This is a genomic window from Peribacillus sp. QJM3NY_7 (assembly GCF_056173225.1).
On record NZ_CM149663.1, the window covers coordinates 680950 to 705031 of the forward strand.

General features: G+C 37.1%; 6 protein-coding genes. All 6 read left to right on the forward strand.

What is annotated here, in order from left to right; all coding sequences use genetic code 11:
• Positions 1 to 8: 8 nt before the first annotated feature.
• The 6 genes from AC0VX1_RS03280 (at position 9) to AC0VX1_RS03305 (ending at position 23981) form a co-directional block, all read left to right on the forward strand.
• On the forward strand, positions 9 to 7544 hold the full coding sequence (locus tag AC0VX1_RS03280; RefSeq protein WP_475469862.1) for an amino acid adenylation domain-containing protein: 7536 nt from the start codon (positions 9 to 11) through the stop codon (positions 7542 to 7544).
• Between the two features lie 10 nt (positions 7545 to 7554).
• Complete coding sequence (locus AC0VX1_RS03285) at positions 7555 to 7821, forward strand: phosphopantetheine-binding protein (protein ID WP_053533736.1); 267 nt, start codon at positions 7555 to 7557, stop codon at positions 7819 to 7821.
• A gap of 26 nt (positions 7822 to 7847) precedes the next feature.
• Positions 7848 to 12566 carry an amino acid adenylation domain-containing protein gene (locus AC0VX1_RS03290; protein ID WP_475469864.1) on the forward strand — a complete coding sequence of 1573 codons (4719 nt, stop codon included), beginning with the start codon at positions 7848 to 7850 and terminating at the stop codon, positions 12564 to 12566.
• 78 nt (positions 12567 to 12644) lie between these two features.
• On the forward strand, positions 12645 to 20330 hold the full coding sequence (locus AC0VX1_RS03295) for an amino acid adenylation domain-containing protein (protein ID WP_475469866.1): 7686 nt from the start codon (positions 12645 to 12647) through the stop codon (positions 20328 to 20330).
• Positions 20327 to 23230, forward strand: coding sequence for a non-ribosomal peptide synthetase (locus AC0VX1_RS03300; RefSeq protein ID WP_475469868.1), 2904 nt, complete (start codon positions 20327 to 20329; stop codon positions 23228 to 23230). The genes AC0VX1_RS03295 and AC0VX1_RS03300 overlap by 4 nt, the downstream gene beginning before the upstream one ends.
• A 19-nt stretch (positions 23231 to 23249) precedes the next feature.
• Positions 23250 to 23981: a thioesterase II family protein gene (locus AC0VX1_RS03305; RefSeq protein WP_369316014.1), complete on the forward strand. Its 732-nt coding sequence runs from the start codon at positions 23250 to 23252 to the stop codon at positions 23979 to 23981.
• Positions 23982 to 24082: the final 101 nt, after the last annotated feature.

The window sequence follows — 24082 nt, forward strand, 5'->3', positions numbered from 1 at the left end:
GGAAAATGATGAATATGAATTCTTTAGCGAATTTATTTGAAGAAAGTGTCAGGCAATATGGAGACAATATTGCAGTAAGAAATAAGGATATGCAATTTACATATAAAGAAACGAATATCTTGGCAAATAAAATGGCAATGTACATAAAGGACAAAGGGATAAATAAAGGAGACAATGTCGGAATCTATATTGAAAAATCCGAGCAGGTTTTATTTTTGATCATAGCCCTGCTTAAATCGGGTGTTACTTATGTACCTATCGACCCTAAAAGTCCTGATGAAAGAGTAAAGCATATAATCAAGAATTCAGAATTGAAGTTATTAATTGGGGATAAAAGCAGGATTAGCGACATTGGTTGTAATTATGTATCCATTGATGAAGTGATGGATAAATCAAAAGGTATGACAGGTGAGAATGTACATACTTTAATTGAACCAGAAGATCCAGCCTATATCATTTTTACATCGGGCTCAACAGGAAAGCCTAAAGGAGTTTGTGTTTCACATGAAAACGTCATGAACTTGTTTTATGGCTGCGACGATTTGTTCGAGTTTACTAATAAAGATAAATGGACATTTTTCCATTCCTACGCATTTGATTTCTCCGTATGGGAGATGTGGGGGGCTTGGATATATGGCGGAGAAGTTGTTGTGGTTTCATTTGAAGAAAGCAGAAATCCAATATCCTTTGTTGAATTATTGATAAATACACAAACAACCGTTTTTAATTGTACGCCAAGCGCTTTCTTCGAAGTGAGTGGTGAGCTCATAAATCGTCAAAATGAATTAAGTTTAAAATACATTATTTTTGGAGGGGAAGCATTAAACTTCAAGAAATTGGCGCAGTGGTTTTCACCCGGAAATGGCAGGCTGCCAAAGCTAATAAATATGTATGGAATAACTGAAACCACCGTTCATGTAACCTACAAAGAAATCGCTAAGGGTGATGTTGAAAAAGGAATGACCAATATCGGAAAAGTCCTGCCTCATCTTGGGTTCAAAGTGATGAATCAAAATGGAGAAGAAGTAACTGGAGATGAAGAGGGCGAGTTATACGTTTCAGGAAAAGGTGTATCGCTTGGCTACTATAAAAACCCGATGATGAATGAGATGAAATTTACGGATATCGATAATGTCCGCTACTATAAGTCAGGGGATATAGTGAAACTGTTGGATGATGGTGATCTGCAATATATCTCCAGGAATGATGAGCAAGTGCAGCTAAGAGGTTTCAGGATTGAATTAGGGGAAATTGAGAGCGCGTATAATGAATTGCAAAACATCAAGAACGCAGTTGTTACGATGGATAAAGCGTTTAATGATGATATGCATTTATTTTTATACTATGTTGCTGATGAAGAATTAGCTGCTGATTATTTGAGGGAAAGTGTAAAAAGCTCATTGCCAGCGTATATGATACCAAGCTTTTTTATCAAGGTAGACAACATCCCCCTAACTGTAAATGGAAAACTGGATAAATCTTTATTACCAAAATTCATAATAAAAGACCGTGAAACTACACCGAAATTCAAGAATCCAGCAGATGAAACAATAAGTGAAAAAGTAAGGGAATTAGTGGTTAGCATCATAGGCAATGGGGTTATAAAAAATAATCAGTCGCTACTTGAAAGTGGAATGAACTCATTATCGATAATGAGATTGATTGTCAATATTAAAAATCAATTTCATATTGAAATTGCTCCTTCCGTTTTATTGGAAAACGATACGATTATGAAATTATCCGAAGTCATAGAAGCTCGTCAAAAAGAAGAGGTAAAGCAAGATTATACACCTATCCATATCAATGCCAGAAATACATATCCTTTAACATATGAGCAAGAAAGTTTGTGGTTCATTCATCAAACCAATGTAGACAAATCATTATATAACATCGTTTTTTCGTATGAAATAGCAGGTGAAGTGAATGAAGGAAACCTGGAATTATCGTTAGATAAGCTAAGCAATAAACATCAAATCTTAAAAAGTGTCATTAGGGAAGAAGCTGGAGCGGGCATCTTGGTTTTCGATGAGTCGATTCATCATGATATTAATTATTTCGATGTTTCGGATCTTCCTTTAGACATGCAGGAAGAAAAAATGAATCACTTTGTGAAGGAAGAAACGGAACGGCAATTTGATTTAGTAAATGGTCCCCTGCTATCAATGACGTTAGTGAAGAGGAATGAAAGTGAATCTCAATTATTATGTAACATCCACCATATTATTTTTGATGGTTGGTCGATTCCATTATTGATCAATGATTGGTTTGCCATTTATGAGGAAATCGAGAATGGCGACCGAAATGATAGAGATAACCAATCAATCCAATATGGAGATTATGCTTTATGGCAAAAAAACTCACCAAATTATGTAACAGATAAAGATAATGAGTTCTGGAGTAATGAAATAACGGCATTACGGCAAAAGTCTTTTTTACAATATGATCATCAAAAAACCGGAGAAGGTAAAAGCACGTCCGATATTATCAGCTTTTTGTTACCTAAAGAAATTCAAGACAACCTTAAAAGTCTTCATAAAAAAACGAAATCGACTTTGTTCATGAGTTTACTTACTGCCTATCAAACCTTTTTATCAGTTTACTTTGATGAAGAGGAAGTTGTCGTCGGCAGCCCTTTGGCGAAGAGAAACCATGTGGATACTGAACAATTGATAGGATATTTCGTCAACACCTTGCCCTTTAAATTACATGTAACCCAGGAAGATTCATTTGAAGGGATTTTGCGAAAAAACATAAAAAATATTGCAGGTGTTTTTGACCATCAAAATTTACCTACTAAGGAAATTTTGAAATATTTATCGGCAGAAAGAACCATGGAAAATACGCCATTGTTCGATACAGTATTCGTCCTGCAAAATAACCAAAAAGAAAAGCTGGCATATAGGAATTTCAAGTTAAAACCGAAAAAAATCAATACCTTTAAAGCTAAATTTGATTTGGTTGTTCAGGCAGAAGAAATGGATGAGGATGAATTACTCATTTCGTTTGAATATAACAAAGCATTATTCAATAAAACGACGATTCAAAGAATGGCTAGTAATTTTCAGCATTGGCTGTTAGAGATTACAACCAAGGAAAGCAAGCGGATAAAGGACATTACCTACTTAGAGCCTGCACAGTTGCGATCATTAATCGAAATGGGGACAGGCAATGTAACTCAAGAAGTGGAAGATCATCGTTTTGCAGATGTAATAACCAGGTTTGAGAATAAAGTGAGTACAAATTTCAATGATGTTGCCATTGTCCATGGTGATGATCAAGTGACGTATAGCGAATTAAATGTCCGGGCAAATCAGGTGGCACAACGCTTATTCCTAAATCATGTAGGTGTAGAGGATAGAATTGGGATTTTTATGGATCGATCGATCAATATGGTTACGGCCATTTTAGCCATTATGAAAGTTGGGGCGGCATATGTGCCTTTGGACCCTTCACAGCCAGTGTCACGGTTGAAACATATGATTGAGGATTCTCAAATCACATATTGTTTAAGCAATGAAGAAGGACTTCCAAAGTATCACGGTGATGAAGGAAAACTTTTATGTATCGAAAACATACTAAAAGAACCAGAAATTGAATGCACAGTATTCGATTCAACAAAGATATCGGAAAGTGATCTGGCCTATATCATCTACACTTCAGGAACAACGGGAAAACCTAAAGGGGTCATGATTGAACATGGAGGGTTGGCCAACCTTTGTAATTGGCATATCAATTATTATTCAGTAGATGGAAAGGATGCAGCAGTACTGGTTTCGAATACATCTTTTGATGCTTCCGTTTGGGAGATATTCCCTTATCTGACGAATGGGAATAAACTCCTGATACTGGATTACTATGATTTATTGGATGTAGAGATCCTTTCGGAGAAGATGGAAAAGGAGAAGGTCACACTCGCGTTTTTTTCAACGGGGCTGCTCGAGCAATTATTTATTAACGATATGAAATTTCCAGAATCAATCAGAGCTATTTTGACAGGGGGAGATCGTTTAAAAACGATACCCGATCGTTTGAGCTTTGATTTATATAATAATTATGGTCCAACGGAGGGCACTGTCGTTGCAACAGCATATAAGGTACTTCCAAGTGATGATACAGTGATTCCGATCGGAAAGCCAATCTTAAATGCAGAAGCATACGTGTTCAATTCCAGGATGAAGCCTGTTCCTAAAGGTCAAATAGGCGAGCTGTATATCGGCGGGAAAGGCATTGCAAGGGGATATATAAATAATCCGGGGAAAAACGATGAAAGCTTCATTCAAAATCCGTTCAATCCCTCAAGGAAACTATATAAAACTGGAGATTTGGTTAAGTATGCCGAGGATGGAAATCTACTTTTTGCAGGCAGGGCTGATGACCAAGTGAAAATACGCGGATATCGTATCGAACTTGGGGAGGTCAGTGCAGTTCTAAATAAATGCCCTGGTATAAAGGATTGCTTTATAGCGATAAAAGATGAATCTAAATCGAAGAAATTCATCATAGCCTATTATATCTCCGACAATGACCTTGAAGAAAATTATATCCGGGATTATATGAAGAATCATCTTCCCCATTATATGATTCCTTCTTATTTCATTAAAATGGAGTCTTTTCCGCTAACCGTTAACGGCAAAGTGGATGCGAAGAGCTTGCCGGATACAAAAATGAACCCGGAAGGAACTAACAGTAAAAGTGTCATGAATGGAACGGAACAAAAATTGTTAAAGATATGGAAAGAGGTACTGAATAATCAGGAAATAACCATCTTTGATAACTTTTTCGAATGTGGAGGAGATTCCATCCTAAGCATTCAAATTTGTTCACTTGCCAAGAAAGAAAATCTTCTCATCACATCAAAAAACATCTTTGAAAAACAAAGTATCGAAGAGCTGGCAAAGGTTGTGGAATTGACGGGCGATGTAACGATAAATCAGTCTGATGTTTTTGGAAAGGCACCATTTACACCTATTCAAAGTTGGTTTTTTACTCAACAAATAAATAATTTTAATCATTGGAATCAATCTGTAACGTTAAAGGGCTACCCGCAATTGAATGAGAAACGGCTGCAAAGAATCATGGCCCATATCGTCAGACATCATGATGGGCTCAGATCACGGTTCGATAGAGAAGAATCATTTTCGCAGGTGGAAAAGCATATCGGCCCGTCTGAAAATTGGACTTTGAATTACGTGAATCTACCAAACCTGAATAAGGACCAGCAGGGACGGGAAATAGCTAGACTCGGGATTGGTGCACAACAGGGCATCAACATTTCAAACGGACCACTAATGAAAATAGTATGCATCAATACTGGGCAAAACGAGCATGTAATCATTTGGATCATTCATCATTTACTTGTTGATGGGGTTTCCTGGAGAATCTTGATCGAAGATTTTGACCGGCTATATTTTCAAGATATAAACAATCAGGAACTAAAACTGGATAATAAAACGACATCATATAAGGAATGGGCGAATAACCTCAATGAATATAAAAATCGCATTCCTTTAGGCATTAAAGAGTACTGGCTGAATGAACATGAAACGGTATATGAAAACGCCCTGGTCAAAACAGGAAATGTTTACGATGGAAAATCATTTGAAATGAAGCTGAATAAAGAGATTACAAGCAAAATCTATAATGATATGACAAAAACGTATAAAGCATCTATCGATGAAATATACTTATCCATTTTCGCAGCGCTAATCGGGAAATATTTCAATAAAAAAGATATTCATTTTACTTTGGAGGGACATGGCCGCGAAGAGTTATTTGCAGGTGTCGATCTGTCCAGGACAGTAGGCTGGTTTACGACCATGTGCCCGGTTTATATAGAAAATAAAGAATCGATTTCGAACACGATTCAAGGTACAAAGAAAAAGTTGAGGACCCTGCCTAATAAAGGGATTGAGTATGGGATCATAACCGAATTATGCAACGAGACACATATGAAACAAAATAAGCCGATCATCAGTTTCAATAATCTAGGTAGATTTCACCAAAACAATGAATGGGCTGCAAAAGAGGTCACCTTTTTTAGTGAACAAGATATTCAACATAATTCCTATACCGAACATGAAGTCGATATCGAATTGCTTGTAGTGAATGAGGAGCAAACCATAAAAATAAACTATAACAGACATTTCGTAAGAGAAGATTTTGAGCAATATATGCAACTCAATATGCAGGAATTGTTACGGACATTGGAAGAAGAAACAAGGGGAAAACAGATGTACCGTCCGGAAGACTTTCCATTGGTGGATATGCCCGAAGAGGAACTTAACCAGCTATTGCACAATGAAACAGGCATTATTGATATTTATGAATTGACGGCTTTGCAAAAAGGGATGTTGTACCATAGCTTGTTTGATAGTGAAAGCAGCCAGTATAAAGTGCAGCTCATTTTTGATATTAAAGGTTTTCTGGACGTAGAAAAATTAATCAATGCCATTGTGACAACTGCAGGGAAACATGACATTTTTAAAACCAAATTGTATTCAAGCAGAAAAGGGGTATTCTACCAACTGTTAATGAGTTCCATGGATACCGAGATTGAATATGAAGAAATGATCGATCATCAAGAGAAGTTGGAAAAGCTGTTAGCAGATCAATATAAGATCATAGATATCGAGAATAATAAGCTGAATCGCTTCATGATCGTTAAGCTTGCGGAAAATCAATACCAATTAATATGGACATTCCATCATATTATTATGGATGGCTGGAGTTACTCGATGGTGATTAATGACATTTTTGCTGCTTATCATTCAATAACACCAACATCATCCGTGAGTCCTTCATTTAAAAAGTATGTTGAATATATGAAAGATTATACAAGTAATAAGGAACTGCGGGACTATTGGGCAGGAAAGTTGGAAGGTGCTCGAAATTCCGGATCCAGTTTAATGGGAGTGCAAGAAGGCGAAGGGTACATTGAGAATAGCTATTTGAAAGTATTGGATGAGGAATTAAGTGATTCCATTCAACGATTCTGTCAGGAATACAAGATTACCATGAATACTTTCTTTCTAACCGTTTGGCTAGCTACTTTGAAAGAAGTAAAAGGTACGGAAAATGTATGCTGCGGCGTAGTGACATCCGGCAGGAATATTCCTATCCAAAATATTGAGGCAATGGTTGGTCCATTTATCAACACTGTGCCGTTCATCAAGCATATCAGCCACGAAAAGACCTACATGGAAATACTGGATGAGGTTCAAAATGAATTTTTGGAATTAAGTGCCTATGAGAATACACCTTTATCAGAGATTTATGGGTGGGCTAATTTGGAAAACCAACTATTTGAATCATTATATGCTTTTGAAAACTATCCGATGAAACTAGCTAATAATGATGAAATCAATGTGAGTTTGAAAGAAGGACGGGAAACGACCCATTATCCAATCGTCATCATCATCATCCCTGGTTCAAGTGTTCAAATTAAATTTAATGAGGCAGCGGTCAATCCAAAGTTAAGGTCATCCGTACTTTCTATATTTAATCAAATCTTAAGTGAAATGCTGGAAAAATCGAAAGTGAAATGAGGGGAAATATATGGAGACAACAATTGCGGTGAAGGAAAGGTTAATTGAGGAAAAACTTATCGGATTTTGGAAAGAAATTTTAGAACAAGAGACAATAGATACAGATTCCAACTTCTTTGACTTAGGTGGGAATTCCCTTTTAGCGATGCAATTTATTCAAATGGTGAAGAATAACCTGGGAGTGAGATTACCAATCAAGGTGATGTTCGAACAATCCACCATAAAGGAACTATCAGTACTCATCAAACAATTGGACGATATGCATAAGTTAAGTTGAATGGAAAAGAATTGAGGTGTTTTTCTATGAACAGGATGATCAGTGAAACGGAAAATAGGCTATTAAACTTGATTTCAATTGTTATTGAACCTTTAAAACTATCACTAGTAGAGGACATGAATGAATCACTAAGCACAAATGAAAAAAAAGATGAGTTTTTGTCTTCGATAAAACAGGAGTTTGGTATTCAATTAACACCGGAAATCATTTCAAGTCAATGGAATATAGAAAAACTGGCAAGTTTTCTGGACATGCTCCTCGACATGAGGGAAGACGAGGTAAATAAGCCTTATAAACGTGGGAAAAGTGAAGGAATGCTTTCTCATAATCAAGATAGAATGTATCTGTTCGACAGCCTGGATGAAAGGAAAATGCTCTATAATATGCCATTTAAATTCATTTTAAATGGCGTTGTGGACATTGATGACCTGCAACAGGCATTAGATTTCATGATTGAACGCCATGAAACTTTGCGAACTAATTTCAAAGGGGAAGAACATCAAATCCTTCAATTCTTATCAAAAAAAAGCCGAAACATGATTGCCTATGAAGACTGTCGGGGATTAGGTCCAGAAGTCAGCGATATAATGGTCACCTCCCATCTTACTGAAGAAATGGAAAGATGCTTCGACCTGGAAAATGATCATTTATTTAATATGAAACTATTTCGAGTTGATGAAGAAAAACATTATTTGGTAAGCAATTTTCACCATATCATTTTTGATGGAGTATCGTTTGTCACCTTTTTCGAAGAGTTATTGGAGGTTTATGAAAGAATTCAAACAGGCAGGGTTGGGGATATTCCCCCTCTGGACATGCAATATTTAGATTATGCTGTCTGGCATAAGGAGTGGGTCAAGGAAAGTACGCCAAGCCAAAGGAGGTTTTGGGAAAGTTATTTAGATCAAGAGGAAGAAGCATTAGAACTTCCGTTTGACTTTCAACGTCCAAAATCACCTTCTTACTCAGGCGAAAGACTGGAAATGGCCATAACGAATGAACTTCGTTTATTGATTGACAGGGTTTTAAAGGAGAATGGTACGACTTTATATGCTTTTATGATGACTGCCTATCAAGTGTTTTTAAGTCGGTATACCGGGAGGAATCAAATCATTGTCGGGAGTACCGTGGCAAACCGTGGCCAAGAAGAATTTGCCCGGACAGTTGGATGCTTTGTCAATACGCTGCCATTGAAGCTGACCGTTGATCCATCAGAATCATTTCATGAAATATTGAACCGGAATCGTAAAGTGATTTTGGATGTATTGGAACATCAGGCTTTTCCATTTGAAAAAATCGTTGAAATCATTAATCCAGACAGGGATCTCAGTCATTCCCCATTGTTCCAAACAGCCTTGGCAATGGAAGAAAGCTTTGATGGGAACTTTAGCAACGCATTCTTCACTCTTGAACAAGACAAATTCGAAATTCCTTATTCAAATTATGACCTGACTATAAAGGTGAAGGGTTCTCATGACTTAATCCTGGAATTCGAGTATTCCGATGAACTTTTCAGGCGGGAAACAATTGAAAGACTCATGCTGAGTTTCAAAAAATGGTTATTCCAAATTTGCAGAAATGCGGATAAACCTATCTGTCATTTGGAGTATTTAGATGACAATCAAATGAATCAATTGTTATTTGAGTGGCAAGGTGAGGCTTCGGATGCGCATCAAAATGAGACGATCACCTCCATATTCAAAAGAATCGTCAAGAAGCATTCAAACAAATTAGCCGTAGCTGATAATGGTCAGGCCATTACTTATTCGGAATTAGATCAAAGATCGAATGTGATTGCGAAATTGGTCAGAAATCATACCGAAAACGGTTCTAATAAGGTTGGCCTGCATGTAAACAGATCAATTGATATGGTAATCGGCATGTTGGGAATCATTAAAGCCGGGTGTGCATACGTTCCGCTTGATCCTATGATGCCAGCTGAAAGATTGGAATATATCGTCAATGATTCGAAAATGGATATATGCATTACGAATCAAATTGAGGCTCCTGCCATTAAAAAAATAGCAAAGGTGATTGATCTTGAATCCGTACATTACGTGGCTACCAAGTGCTGTAACGAATCTATTGCACCTTCCGATCTAGCTTACATAATCTATACTTCGGGAACGACAGGAAAACCAAAAGGTGTCATGTTATCCCATAGAGGCGTAGTGAATTTAATAATAAGCCAAAACAAGTATTTACAACTTGATGAGACCTCAAAGGTATTACAATTTGCCACTTTTAATTTTGACGCTTCTATATATGAGATTTTTGGAAGCTTATTAAATGGTGCAGAGCTGCATATCGGGAATAATAAGGAGGAAATGTTTGATTTATACGCATTGGAAAATCAAATCAAAAGTGAAAAATTAACACATCTAGTATTGCCGCCTGCAGTATTGCAAGAGCTCAATATAGAGGGATCCCATGTTAAATTCGTCGGTTCAGCCGGGTCTGAATGTCCAATAGCCTTGCTGGATCGCTATCAAAATATAAATTTTTATAATGCCTACGGTCCAACGGAATATTCAGTATGGACCACGATTGAAATGTTTAAAGCGTATGAAAATAATGGGACTACCAATAATAAAGTCTCGATAGGCAAACCCATCCTGAATACTGACGTCTATTTATTGAGTCCTGAGCAAAGACTCGTACCAATCGGTGCTGCAGGGGAAATATATATTGGTGGTGATGGGTTAGCTGTTGGATATGTGAATAATGATGATTTAACAAAAGAAAAGTTCATTGAACATCCTTTTAAAGCTGGAAAGCATTTGTATCGCAGCGGTGACCTAGCAAAATTCAAGAGCGATGGTGAGTTGATTTTTCTGGGGCGTAAAGATAATCAAGTGAAAATCAGAGGTTTCCGTGTCGAAGTGGATGAGATTTCGGTCAACCTCAATGCGTATCCGCAAGTAAGTGACTCATTCATTAAGGTTCAGGATCAGCCAAACTTAAATAAACAAATAATCGCTTATTTCACATCCAAACAACAAGTTGATTACGATCACTTAAAAGCATTTTTAAAAGAGAGATTACCAAGTTACATGATTCCTTCATTCTTTATGCAAGTGGACAAATTTCCGTTAAATGCAAATGGGAAAATTGATTCAGCACTTCTTCCGGTACCCGTAACCAGAAGCAATACATTGGAAGAACCTGAGACGTTCAATGAGAAAGTGCTTCTTCAAATATTCAAAAGTGTCTTAGGGTTGGATGACATCAGTATCCGGGATAACTTTTTTGAACTTGGCGGCGATTCCATTCAGAGCATTCAAATATGTTCACTAGCAAGGCAGGAAAGTATAATCATCAGTCCAAAATCAATTTTTGAAAATCAAACGGTAGCAGAGCTGGCAGCGATAGCGAAAACTGAAAACAAGGTCATGATTCAACCTATAGCCACTAGAGGGAATGTGGAACTGACCCCCATCCAAGAATGGTTCTTTGCGGAGCACACTGCTTCCATCAATCATTGGAACCAGTCCATTGTTTTTAGTAAAGATTCCTGTGCTCAAATGGAGGACATTGAAAAAATTCTATCACATATCGTGGAACATCATGATGGATTGTTAACCCTATTTGAAAAACGTGACGATAAATATATCGGGAATATAGATTCCGAACACAAAACATGGGAGTTAGTCTATAAGGATATACATCATTTGGATGAGGAAACGCGAATAAGGGTGAGAGATGAATGGGAAAGTAACGCTCAAGGTTCATTGGACATAAGTAATGGACCGATCATGAAAATGCTTGTTTTAAAAGAACAGCCGAACAAGTATCGCTTCTTTTGGGTAATCCACCATTTATTGATTGATGCCGTTTCTTGGAGGATTTTACTTGAGGATTTCAATACCCTCCATGATCTCGCATTAAACAATCAAACAGGAAGGCTTGCTCATAAAACGTCATCATTCAAAGACTGGTCAAACTTCTTGAAGAAATACAATGAATCGTTGATGGACCCTGAAACACTCCGTTATTGGGAACAAAAAACAAAAAGTGAAATAACGGATTTTAAGATAGCGGAAGACTTTATAGCTAAAGAAGAAAGAACGATGGAGAAATCATTCAGTGAGGAAGAAACTGAATTCTTGATCCAGGAATTATCAAGGCAATCGAAAGCGACTGTGGAAGAAGTATTGTTGTCATTAATCGCAAAGGGTTTGAAACAATCTTTTGAAGTGAAGAACTTCTGGTTGGAAGCAGAAGGACATGGCAGGGAAATGGTGGATGAAACAATCGATGTTACTAGGACCGTTGGCTGGTTTACTGCGATGTATCCAATATTGCTGCATTCAGATGGGACGTTTGACGATACTTTGAAAAACACGAAGAATGCTATAAGGGAAATCCCAAATAAAGGTTTTGATTATGGCGTCATCAAGTATTTACGGCCTGGGGTCATTCAGGAGCCGGATATCTACGTTACTTTTAATTACTTAGGAAGATTGGATTCTCAATTTGAATCATCCAATAGCAGGGACTTTGGTGAGTTTGAAAATAAACCAAAACTGCATTTCCTGTCATTTATCCAGGATGGAAAACTAATCATAAAAATAATTTCAAAATTAGCCGAAGAAAAGATGAATCTAATAATGGAAGCTATTGGTGATGTTGTCATGGAAATCAAGGGAACTGAATTTGACCAAGGTTCTTTAATAGAAAGTGATTTCCCGGATGCGATGCTCACTGAGGAAGATTTGTTTCATATATTGAATTCTAATAAATAAGGTGATTACTGGTTTAATAGAATGATTGTGGTCAGCGGGTATGGATGACACGAAGATAATGGATCGGGAGGCGCAAAATTGGAGAAATCTATTCAGAATATCTACTCATTAACTCCGCTTCAAGAAGGAATCCTTTATGAACTGGAAATGAACAATTCAACAGAGAACCTTTACATTTCTCAAATGCGAATCAGGATAACGGGCGCTCTTGAAGTAGATGCATTGTTCGAGGCGTGGAGTCAGGTTGTAGAACGACATGAAGCATTAAGAATGAAGGTCATCTCTAAAAATATTGAAAATAATGTTCAGGTTGTCTTCAATACAATGGAATATCAACCAGAATTGATCGATATGACAGAGTTGAGTGAGCATGAACAATTAATGGAAATTAAAAGAGTGACTTCCGAATCCCAGGAGATGGATGTTAATAACTCCAATTTGATGAAACTCCAGTTAGTGAAAATTGAAGAAAATCAGTTTAACTTGATTTGGACTCATCACCATATAATTTTGGATGGCTGGAGTACCAGCATAGTCATCGATGAACTCTTTGTTATTTACAGCCGAATTGTAGGAAAAGACTCCAAAGAACTTATTGAAAAGCCAAAGCAATATGGAGATTTTATCCGGTATATGAATAAAACAGATGCGGAAGATTTAAATCGTTTTTGGAAAGAGCTTGCAAAGGATATTGAGCAGCCGACGATCACATTTCCCGTCTTGAAACATGTGAAGGATAACCACCAGGACAATGATCTCTTCTGGGAGCTGGATAAAACACAAAGTAAGCTTTTAAGAGAGTTTGCCGCTAAAAACCATGTAACGCTTAATGTATTACTGCAATTAATTTGGTCAATCGTCCTAAAGGAAATGTCCAATCAAAATCGAATCGTCTTTGGAATCGTCAGCTCTGGCAGGTCGAATAACTTATTCAAATCGGAAGAAATCGTTGGGATGCTCATTAATACGATTCCTATGATAGCTGAAATAAACGATACAGACAGCATTACCGATTTACTGAAACGATTCCAGGAAACATTGAACAATATGCTGGATTACTCCCAAATTTCTTTAGTCGATATCAAAAGGCATACGAAATTAAAGAAGGAAGATCCGATTTTCGAAACTTTATTTGTTTATGAAAATTATCCGGAAGCGAAAGATGAAGGCTTTAGCATTAACTGGGAGGTCGAAGGCGGAAAAGAGTCACATAGCTTTCCGTTATCGTTACAAGCCCAGGATAATAAAGAAACGATTACATGCAAATTGTACTTTAATACCTGCTTCTTACAGCGTTCACTAGTATATGATATCCAATCAGCCTTCATGCAGATTGCCCATCAAATTACTGAAGCTCAGCAAATTGATGAAATATATGTGGATATTGACTTTTCAAAACTAAAAAATAATGTGAGTAAAAACGATCAAGCAACGGATGCCCATTCGATCACATCCACATCCGTTAATCAAGGACTTAAAGAAATTTGGCAAGAGTTTTTCTTGAACAGCGATATTAATGGTGATTCTGATTTCTTTCAATTGGGCGGGCATTCGATAACAGCCATGAAAATGGTGTCTAAAATAAATAAAAGACTTGATGCGAATATGAAATTAGCTGATTTGTTTGAAAATCCTACATTGAAATTGCTAAATCATAAGATCTTTACGGAAATGAGTACACCTCCAAGAAATGAAACGCAGGTCGTTTCATCTTTCGTGGAAAAGACATTTTTGGAAGTCTTATCAACAAGTCAAATCGATAAAGATGCAGATTTTTTTGAAATGGGCGGACACTCGATTTTAGCCATGAAGTTATTGACCAAATTAAACAAAGAATACAATCAAATTCTAACTTTGAAAAATATTTTTCAAAATTCAACAATCGATTCGTTGACAGACTTCATCATTAATGAAATTTCAGATCATGACAAAGAGCACATAGAAGCGCAACAAGAAAATCATGTTTTATCCAGTAACCAAGAGGCTTTATGGTTCAACGAAAAACTCAACGGTAAGACAGCCAATTATAATATCCCTCAGAAATATAAAATTACTGGAAGAGTGGATACTTCAATGCTGGAAAAAGCCTTAAATCATGTCGTTACTAGACATGAGATTTTGAGGACCACCGTCCGTGAAAAAGCCGGTAAAGGCTATCAGGAAATCAGGGAAGATTTGTACATAAAAATAGATGAAATCGATCTCTCTGCGTTAAAGCCCGAACAGCAAAAGACTCGTATGCTGCAAATTGAAGACGATGTCCAATCGGAAATCTTTGAAATTGAAAAAGGTCCTCTCCTGACAGTGAAACTTGTTAAATTGAGTGAAAAGGATTTTGTTTTATTTGTGAATCTCCACCATTTCGTTTTTGACGGATGGTCAGTGAGTATATTTTTAGATGAATGGTTATCGTTTTATGACAGTGAAGTGAATGAAAAGGAACTTATCCTTGGAAATGACTTTAAACAATATAAGGATTTTGCATTAGAGCAGAAAAACTGGTTGGAAAATAACATGAAAGAAGAATCGCAATTTTGGGAAACAAACTTATCTGGGGAATTACCTAAATTGGAGCTTCCTTTAGATACGGTTCGTACAAAAGAAAATCGCAACGATGGCAGTAGTTTTATAGTAGAACTATCAAGGGAAGAGCTCCAGGGTTTAAAGCGGATGTCCCTGGAAAAAAACTCGACATTATTCATGACACTGCTAACGATGTACCAGTCTTTCCTAGCAAAATATACAGGTCAAAACGATATCATCGTTGGTAGTCCTTTGGCGAATAGAATGATTGAAGGGACAGAAAAATCGATAGGTTATTTTGTCAATACACTGCCCTTTAGATTAAAGCTGGGACATGAGGAAACATTTGAAGAGATACTTCAAAGAAATACAGGCCATATCATCGAAATCTATGATCATCAGCAAATGACATTGGAGAAGATCGTTGAAGTCATTAACCCTGAAAGAAATTTAGCAAGCACTTCTTTATTTCAAACCGTCTTCATTTTACAAAATAATGCCAAAGCTGCATTGGAAAGTGAATACATAAAGATAACGCCTGAAGTATTAAAATCAAAGGCAGCAAAATTCGATTTGAGTTTAGCTGCAGAAGAATATGAAGATAAGCTATTATTCGCCTTCGAGTATAATTCAGGGATCTTCAATGAACAAACCATTCAATCATTAGCTGAAAATTTCCTGGAGTGGATCAGGAAGATTACTTATCGGCCTGAACAATCCATTGACAAGGTATCCGTCGTGAGTAAGAAGCAGGAGAAAGTATTATTGGAAGAATGGCAGGGAGAAACCATTCGCTTTGAGGGGATCAATGACACAATCCCACAAGCCTTCCATAAAGTTGTTGAGCGATTTCCTGAAAAGATAGCCATTGTTGATGGTTCCAAAACCATTACATATCACGAATTGAATGATAAGAGCAATCGGCTTTCACACTATTTACTAAGCAAAGGGATTTCTAAAGAAGAAAGAATCGGAATTTATGTGAATCGATCAATTGATATGGTGATAGGGATGTTGGCAGTAATTAAAGCAGGTGCTGCGTATGTTCCATTGGATCCTCATTATCCTAATGAACGATTAAGCTACATGGTTGAAGATTCGTCCATTTCCTATTGCTTGAGTCACAAAGAACTCGGAAAGAATGCTTTGATTGACCCATCCAAAATAATATATTTTGAAAATATTGAAAATGAACCGGATTTGTCAATGACAGAGAATCTTCACATTGCGGATCAGAGGGACTTAGCATATGTCATTTATACCTCTGGAACAACAGGCAGGCCAAAAGGAGTCATGTTGGAACATAGAGGAATCATTAACTTGGTTCATAACCAAAATAAAATGATGTGTTTAGATACATCAGCTAAAGTGCTGCAATTCGCTACGTTTAATTTTGATTCATCCGTCATAGAGATTTTCAGCACACTATTGTTCGGTGCCGAGCTGCATATAAGCGTAGATAAAGAAAATCGATTTGACATGAGTAAACTTGTTGAACAAATTAAGCGTGAAGGAATTTCTCATATCATTTTACCGCCTGCTGTGTTGAAGGAACTGCCAATCAATGATTTGAGCACGCTTAAAGTGTTGGGATCTGCAGGTTCTGAATGTCCAGTCGAGCTCGTTTCGAAGTTTAAGCATATATCGTTTTTCAATGGCTACGGGCCTACTGAATATTCGGTGTGTACAAGTTTTAAAATGTTTCCCCCGAATGAGGATGCTACAGATGAATTCGTTGTTTCAATTGGGAAGCCACTGACTAACACGGTTGCACTTGTGCTGGATGAAAACCGGAAACTAGTGCCGGCAGGAGCGGTTGGTGAACTTTATGTCGGAGGAATTGGGTTAGCGAGGGGATATCTGAATAATGAGAGCCTGACAAATGAAAGATTCATATCCAATCCATTCAATCCTGCTGAAAAAGTATACAGAACCGGGGATTTAGTTAAGCATAATAAAGCTGGGGAATTAGTTTATATAGGCAGAGCGGACGACCAAGTGAAAATAAGAGGATACCGTGTTGAACTATCGGAGGTTAATGTTTCATTACGAAAACTAGCAGAAATCAAAGATAGTTATGTAACGGCAATGGAAGATGGATTTGAGAATAAAAGGCTAATTGCTTATTATACGGTGAATGATGAGGTTTCGGTGGATTCAATCAGAAGAAGACTGAAAGAAACACTGCCTGCTTTCATGATTCCTGCTCATTTTATGCAACTGGATAAATTCCCTTTGACGCCGAATGGAAAAGTTGATCGGAAATCCCTGCCGAAATGGACGGAACAGTTGGATGAGAGGAAGAAAAAAGTGCCGGATGTGCAAGAGCTGTCCAAAACTGAAACAGAGCTTCTGACAATATGGAGAGATGTATTAAACGATCCCGCTATAGGACCGGAAGATAACTTCTTTGAATGTGGCGGTGATTCAATCATCAGCATTCAAATATGCTCGGCTGCAAAAGAAAAAGATCTATTTATAACGCCTAAAGATTTATTTGAATACCAAACGGTCCGTGAGCTAGGGAATATTGTAAATGAGCTGGAACAAAAACAAGTGGTCCAAGAAAAAATATCAGGTTATGTTCCGTTGACGCCTATTCAATCTTGGTTTTTTAATGAAAATCACGACAATATCCATCATTGGAATCAGTCAGTCGTTTTGATGAAAGATCATGCATTGGCGACCGAACAATATAAACAAATCATCATGAAATTAATTGATCAGCACGACATATTAAGGACATTATTTGAAAAACATGGTGATTCTTATATTGGCAATATATCAAATGCTGATACGGCATGCGGTTTTCATGAGTATCATGTTTCCAGTTTTACAGATGAAAATAGTCTGAAAGTAATTAAGGAGCTAGAAGAAAACGCCCAACAAAGTTTAAACATACACAACGGTCCCATGATGAAGTTCCTTCTATTCAGGGATCAAAAGGACGTAAGGATTTTTTGGGTGATTCATCACCTTGTGGTTGATGGTGTTTCGTGGAGGATACTTCTTGACCATTTCGAAAGATGCTATCAACAGATAAAGAATGGACAAGAACCATCACTGCCTTTAAAAACGACTTCTTATAAACAATGGTCCGAGAAACTGAACGAGTATCAGAACACTGGCCTCCCGGAAGATGCCGTTCAATATTGGGAAAAGGAAATGAATATTCCAGTTTCTCCGCTGACGCATAGCTTAGGAGAAACATGTGATTTTGAAAACATGTACAAAATACAAGTGGATGAGGACCAAACGCAAAACCTCATTAAAAACACTTTAAGAAAACATAAAACGACGATTGATGAGGTTTTATTATCCGTTATTGCCCATTCAGTTTCCAATATAATGGGAATTGATGAATTTTGGCTTGATTTAGAAGGTCATGGCAGAGAGGATATTGAAGATGATATTGATCTATCAAGGACAGTAGGATGGTTCACCTCCATTTATCCAGTAAGGATTAAAGGAATGCCGTCTTTGGGCTCAACCTTGAGAAATACAAAAAACAGATTAAGAAGTGTGCCAAACAAAGGGTTTGACTTTGGAATCCTAAAGTATATTTCCACTCGGAATCATAACTATCCAGACAGCCTTGTGAGTTACAACTATCTAGGTCAATTTAATAACACTGGTGATATGGAACAAACAAATAGCAGCAATATCGATTTGAACTATACATTTCCATATAAGCTCAATTTTGTCGCCAGCATCGTAAACAATAGGCTCATGCTGAATATTATTGGCGATAGCAACAATGAAAACTACCAAATGATATGTAAAGAAGTTGAAGTACACTTAAACAATATTTTAAGTGGAAGCGCAGATTTGAATGACTCCATTGTCGAAACGGATTTTCAAGCTGAGAAGATAGTCGATGGAAGTACGATCACCCATTTCATTAATAAGTTTAATAACATTGAAGAGATTTACCCAGTGACATCACTTCAAGAAGGGATGTTATTCCATAGTGAAGTAACTCAAAGTCCTGAATATATTTCACAGCTATCCATTGATTTAATAGGTGATCTGGACTTGGACAAATTGGAAGAAGCATGGAATGAAACCTGTAGAAAATACGACGTTCTTAGATCCGTTTTCAGGCGCAATCAATTGGGGGACCGTTACCAAATCATCCTTAATGACATTTATTATGTGTTTAATCATGTGGATCTAACGATGTTTAGTGAGGACGAATCGGCATCCAAGATAAAAAATCTTTTAGAGCATAGCAAAAACAGACAAATGGATTTAGAGAATGGTCCGCTCATGAACATCACCTTGATCCAGCTATCGGATCATCGCTATAAATTCATATGGACACATCATCATGCTTTAATGGATGGCTGGAGCCTGCAAATCGTCATTAATCATTTTTTGGATAATTATCGAAATCCATCCAATATGGTAAAAGACAGTGATGAACATAAGATTGCCTATAAGCAAGTCATGAATCATGTCAGGAATATGAATAAACAGGATGAAGCAGCTTTTTGGAATGAAGAATTGAGGGATTTTGAACAAGTAAAAGCACTAGTAGGTAAGAAAACGGATAAGGTAGCTTTTACAGCGGATAAAGTTATTGAATATAGTCTGCCTGAAGAGCTTACCGAAAGATTAATAGAATTATCCAAGCGGCATAGAAAGACGATCAATACCGTTGTTCAAGGAGTTTGGAGCATCGTTCTATCGTGCCTCAGTGAGAGCGACTCAGTATGCTATGGGGTGACAAGCTCAGGAAGGAACCTCAGCATTCCGCATATTGAAACAGCTGTAGGCTTATTGATCAATACTCTGCCATTCTCGTTGAAAATCGATTGGGAAGATGATTTGCAATCCTATCTTACTGCGATACAAAACAAGCAATTACAAATGAGAGAGTATGAGTTCAGTTCACTTACGGATATAAAGCGATACACTGAAATTCCATGGGATAAGGAATTATTCCAACATATATTTGTATTCGAAAATTATCCGAGCACAGAACTGGCAGAGGATTCGCGAATCATGATTGAAAATTCAGTCGGAAGTGAATCGACCAATTTTGATCTTACATTTTCTGCGGCTGTAATGCAATCCAAGCTGCATTATAAGATCATTTATAAAGACAGTAAATTCTCCGAAAATGAAATTTTACGTTTTATGGATTCCATGCAGGAAATATTCTTAAAACTAACAGAAAATGAAACACTGCCACCTATTGGAAAATTAATAAATCACTTGAAAGTTGGGGCCCGATGATAAGTAAATCGATGACGACGAATAAATTGATGTCAATAACTGAAGCTTTTAAAAAAATCGCGGAAGATAATCAATCAAAAGCGGCACTTTGCGAAAATGAACGTCAAATTACTTATAAAGAATTAGACATTCTTTCAGATAAGCTTGCCAAAAGGATCATAGATCTGGGGATTCAAGAAGAATCAATGATCGGTATTCCAAGCAAAAGGTCCATCGAACTGATCATAGGGATGCTTGCCATAATAAAGTCAGGCTGTTGCTATGTTCCAATCGACGAAAAGTACCCATTAAAAAGATTGGAATATATGCTTGCAGATACGGATATGAAGTTCTTTTTATCGTTTAATGGTCAAGAAGGGAAGCTACGGGAATTGAATATTGAACCAATTCCATTTGAGATGATTGAACTAAGCAGGGACGGGCATATTCCCGTGAACCGTTCCTCGGAGAAGGGTCTCGCATACGTCATCTATACATCAGGAACAACCGGAAAGCCAAAAGGTGTAATGATAGAGCATAAAAGTGTAGTCAATTTAGTACTGAACTCTGAAATACTAGAAATTAACGAAAATAATAGAGTGGCCCAATTTTCCAACCCCTGCTTTGACGCCGCAACCTTTGAGATATGGGGAGCTTTATTGAATGGAGCGACTTTATTCCTGATGCCGAATGAGTTCACTTCTTTTGATGATTGGAAAGAAGCGATATCGATTGGAAAGGTGGATGTAGCTTTTTTTACGACAGGTCTTTTCAATGCAATGGTAGATGAGGATCCATTAATTTTTGAAGGATTAAAGAAAATTGTGGTTGGCGGAGATAAAATCTCGGTTTCCCATGTGAGAAGATTGAAGCAAACAATCGGTCACTTCTCCTTGATTAATGGGTATGGACCAACTGAATGCACGACTTTTGCCATTTGTCATGGGGTCGAAGACAAAGATGCAGATGTTATTCCCATTGGAAAGCCATTGAGCAATGTAGAAATCAAGATTCTATCTGAAGGACTAGTCGAGGTAGCAGATGGGGAAATAGGCGAAATCTACATTGGCGGTCAAGGGGTCATGAGAGGCTATTTAAATCAGCCGCAATTAACGGAACAAGCGTTGATCAAGGATGATTTGAATCAGAAGAAGTGGTATAAAACAGGTGATCATGGCATCCGGTTACAAAATGGTGAGATTCTGTATAAAGGTCGGAAAGACAGTCAAGTGAAAATTCGAGGTTTTAGAATTGAACTGAATGAAATTCAAGACAAGCTTGATAAATACATGAAGATTGAAAGTTCAGTCGTTGCTGTTAAAAACATCAATGATGAAAATTATGTGATCGCTTATTACAAACATGAAGGTGAAAAAGCGGAAAACGCTGAAAAGGATATTAAAGATTATCTGAACAATGAATTGCCGAAATATATGATTCCCCACTTTTTTGTCAGGGTGGATGATTTCCCGCTTAATGCCAACGGTAAAGTCGATAAAGAGAAATTATTGGAATTGGAGATCGTGCAAAATAAAACTTCCTTAGCCAATCAAGAAACTGGAAAGAAAAAAGAAGTATTGGAGATTTGGAGAAATGTATTGGGAAATCAAAGTCTAGGATTGGACGACAACTTCTTTGAACATGGAGGCCATTCCATTTTAGCTACCAAACTGGTCTATGTAATGAAGGAAACGGTACTTCCTGAAGCCACTTTACAAATCTTATTGGAAAATAATACAGTGAATAAATTTGTTGAGGCACTTGAAGTCGACTATTCTTGCAGCATGGAAGCAGTGATGGAGAAGGATTCCGTGCTCGAGCGAGAATTGATGGAGAAAATAAGGGAAATATCCGCTAAACCCGTTCAAATTGAAAAAAATATGATGATTACAGGTGGAACAGGTTTTTTGGGAGCACACCTATTAAACAAATTATTACTGGAATTGGAAGATGTCAAAATCTATTGTTTGGTTAGATTTCCTTCGAGAAATAGATTGAAAGATACTTTAATGAAATATGGTCTTTGGCAGGATGAATTCGTAAGTCGAATCGTTGTCATTGAAGGGGATCTTAGTAAACATCATTTCGGTCTGGATGATGTGACATATGAGAAATTAAGCAATGATGTTTCTCATGTGTATCATGTCGGTGCTGAAACGAATTTCTTCGAGCCGTATAGCAAATCAAAAATATCGAATGTGGATGGTGTAGTTGAAGTCATTAAGTTTGCTTCATCATGCAATCGGAAAAACATTTATTATGCATCAACGCTTTCTGTCTTGACCGGAGAAAGGAAATGGGACGAGGAAGACGAATTGGTTTATTCCCCCGATTTAATGATTGGATACAGCCAGTCCAAATGGGTTGCCGAGAAATTGCTTCTTCAAGCAAGGGAACTCGGACTGACAATCGATATTTTCCGATTAGGCAGGATTTCATCTAATTCAAATGGGGTTTGGAACGAGAAGGATATGTTGTACAAGGTTTTTGAATCATTTATTGAACAAAGGATATTGCCATTTAAAGAGGAAATTCATTTCGAATTGATGCCAGTCGATTTTGTAAGTGAGTTTATTTACAAAATATCAAGATTGAAAGAGAATCAGAAGCTCGGGATCTATCATATGTTCAATGATCAGAGGGTTTCAAGTGAATTCGTGACCTCCTTCTTCGAAAAGAATGAAATACCTTACTCCAATATGGATTTGGAAGAGTGGTTACAATCTTTAAAAGATAAGACACAATCTAACGAGATTCATTCATTAAGTGCTTTGTCCCAGTTAATAGATGAATCAACAAAATTAAAAGAGTCGGAAATCCTGCAAGGAAAAACCAAGAAGGAAATGCAACTGCTATCAATGAAAATGCCAGAAATCGATTCAAGGTATGTTGAAAGCTTTATGAAGTACATGTTGAAATAATGGATCATAAGAGAAGGGGATGGAAGGACTGAAGAAAACACTTTTTTGTTTCCCTTATGCTGGGGGAAGTGCATCTTTTTATAGAGAGTGGAAATTTGAGGATGACGTGATAGAGGTAATCCCGCTGGAATACCCTGGACATGGCAGTAAATATAGTGAACCATTATGTGAACATATGACGGATTTGACGGATATATTATTGAAGGAAATGGAAACGAAACATCAAATGAATTCACTGGAAAACATCTCTTTGTTTGGACATAGCATGGGTGCGATCGTAGCCTATGAAATTGCGGCAAAATTAGAAGAGAGAGATGATAATAAAGTTGAACATTTATTCATTTCAAGTAAGTCATCCCCAGAATATAAAGTAGACCAAATCGATTGCTCTAATACAAAACATTTAAAACAATCGCTTGAAAAAATCGGGGGAACAAACAAGGAACTCCTGGAAACGGAAGATTTCATGAATATATTCCTTCCGATAATCCAGTCCGACTTGAATGTATTATCCAACTATCACCATGAAAAAAAACGCGATAAAAAGGTGGGAAACAAAGCCGTTTTGCTATTGGGATCGAATGATACCGTGACGAAGGAAAGTATCGAAAGCTGGAATGAATATATTGAACATATTGAAGGCTTGCATATATTAAAGGGTGATCATTTCTATATAAAGCAAAACCAGGATATCGTTTTAAAAATCATTCAAGAGTATGTACTAAATAGTCGTTGTGGAGTCTTGATTTAAGAGAGCGGACTGACTTGACCAAAACTTACTCTAATGTAAGCATCCGTTTGGATACCAATGAAACCCATTCTTCATCTAAAAAAGGACTGATTTATTTCAGT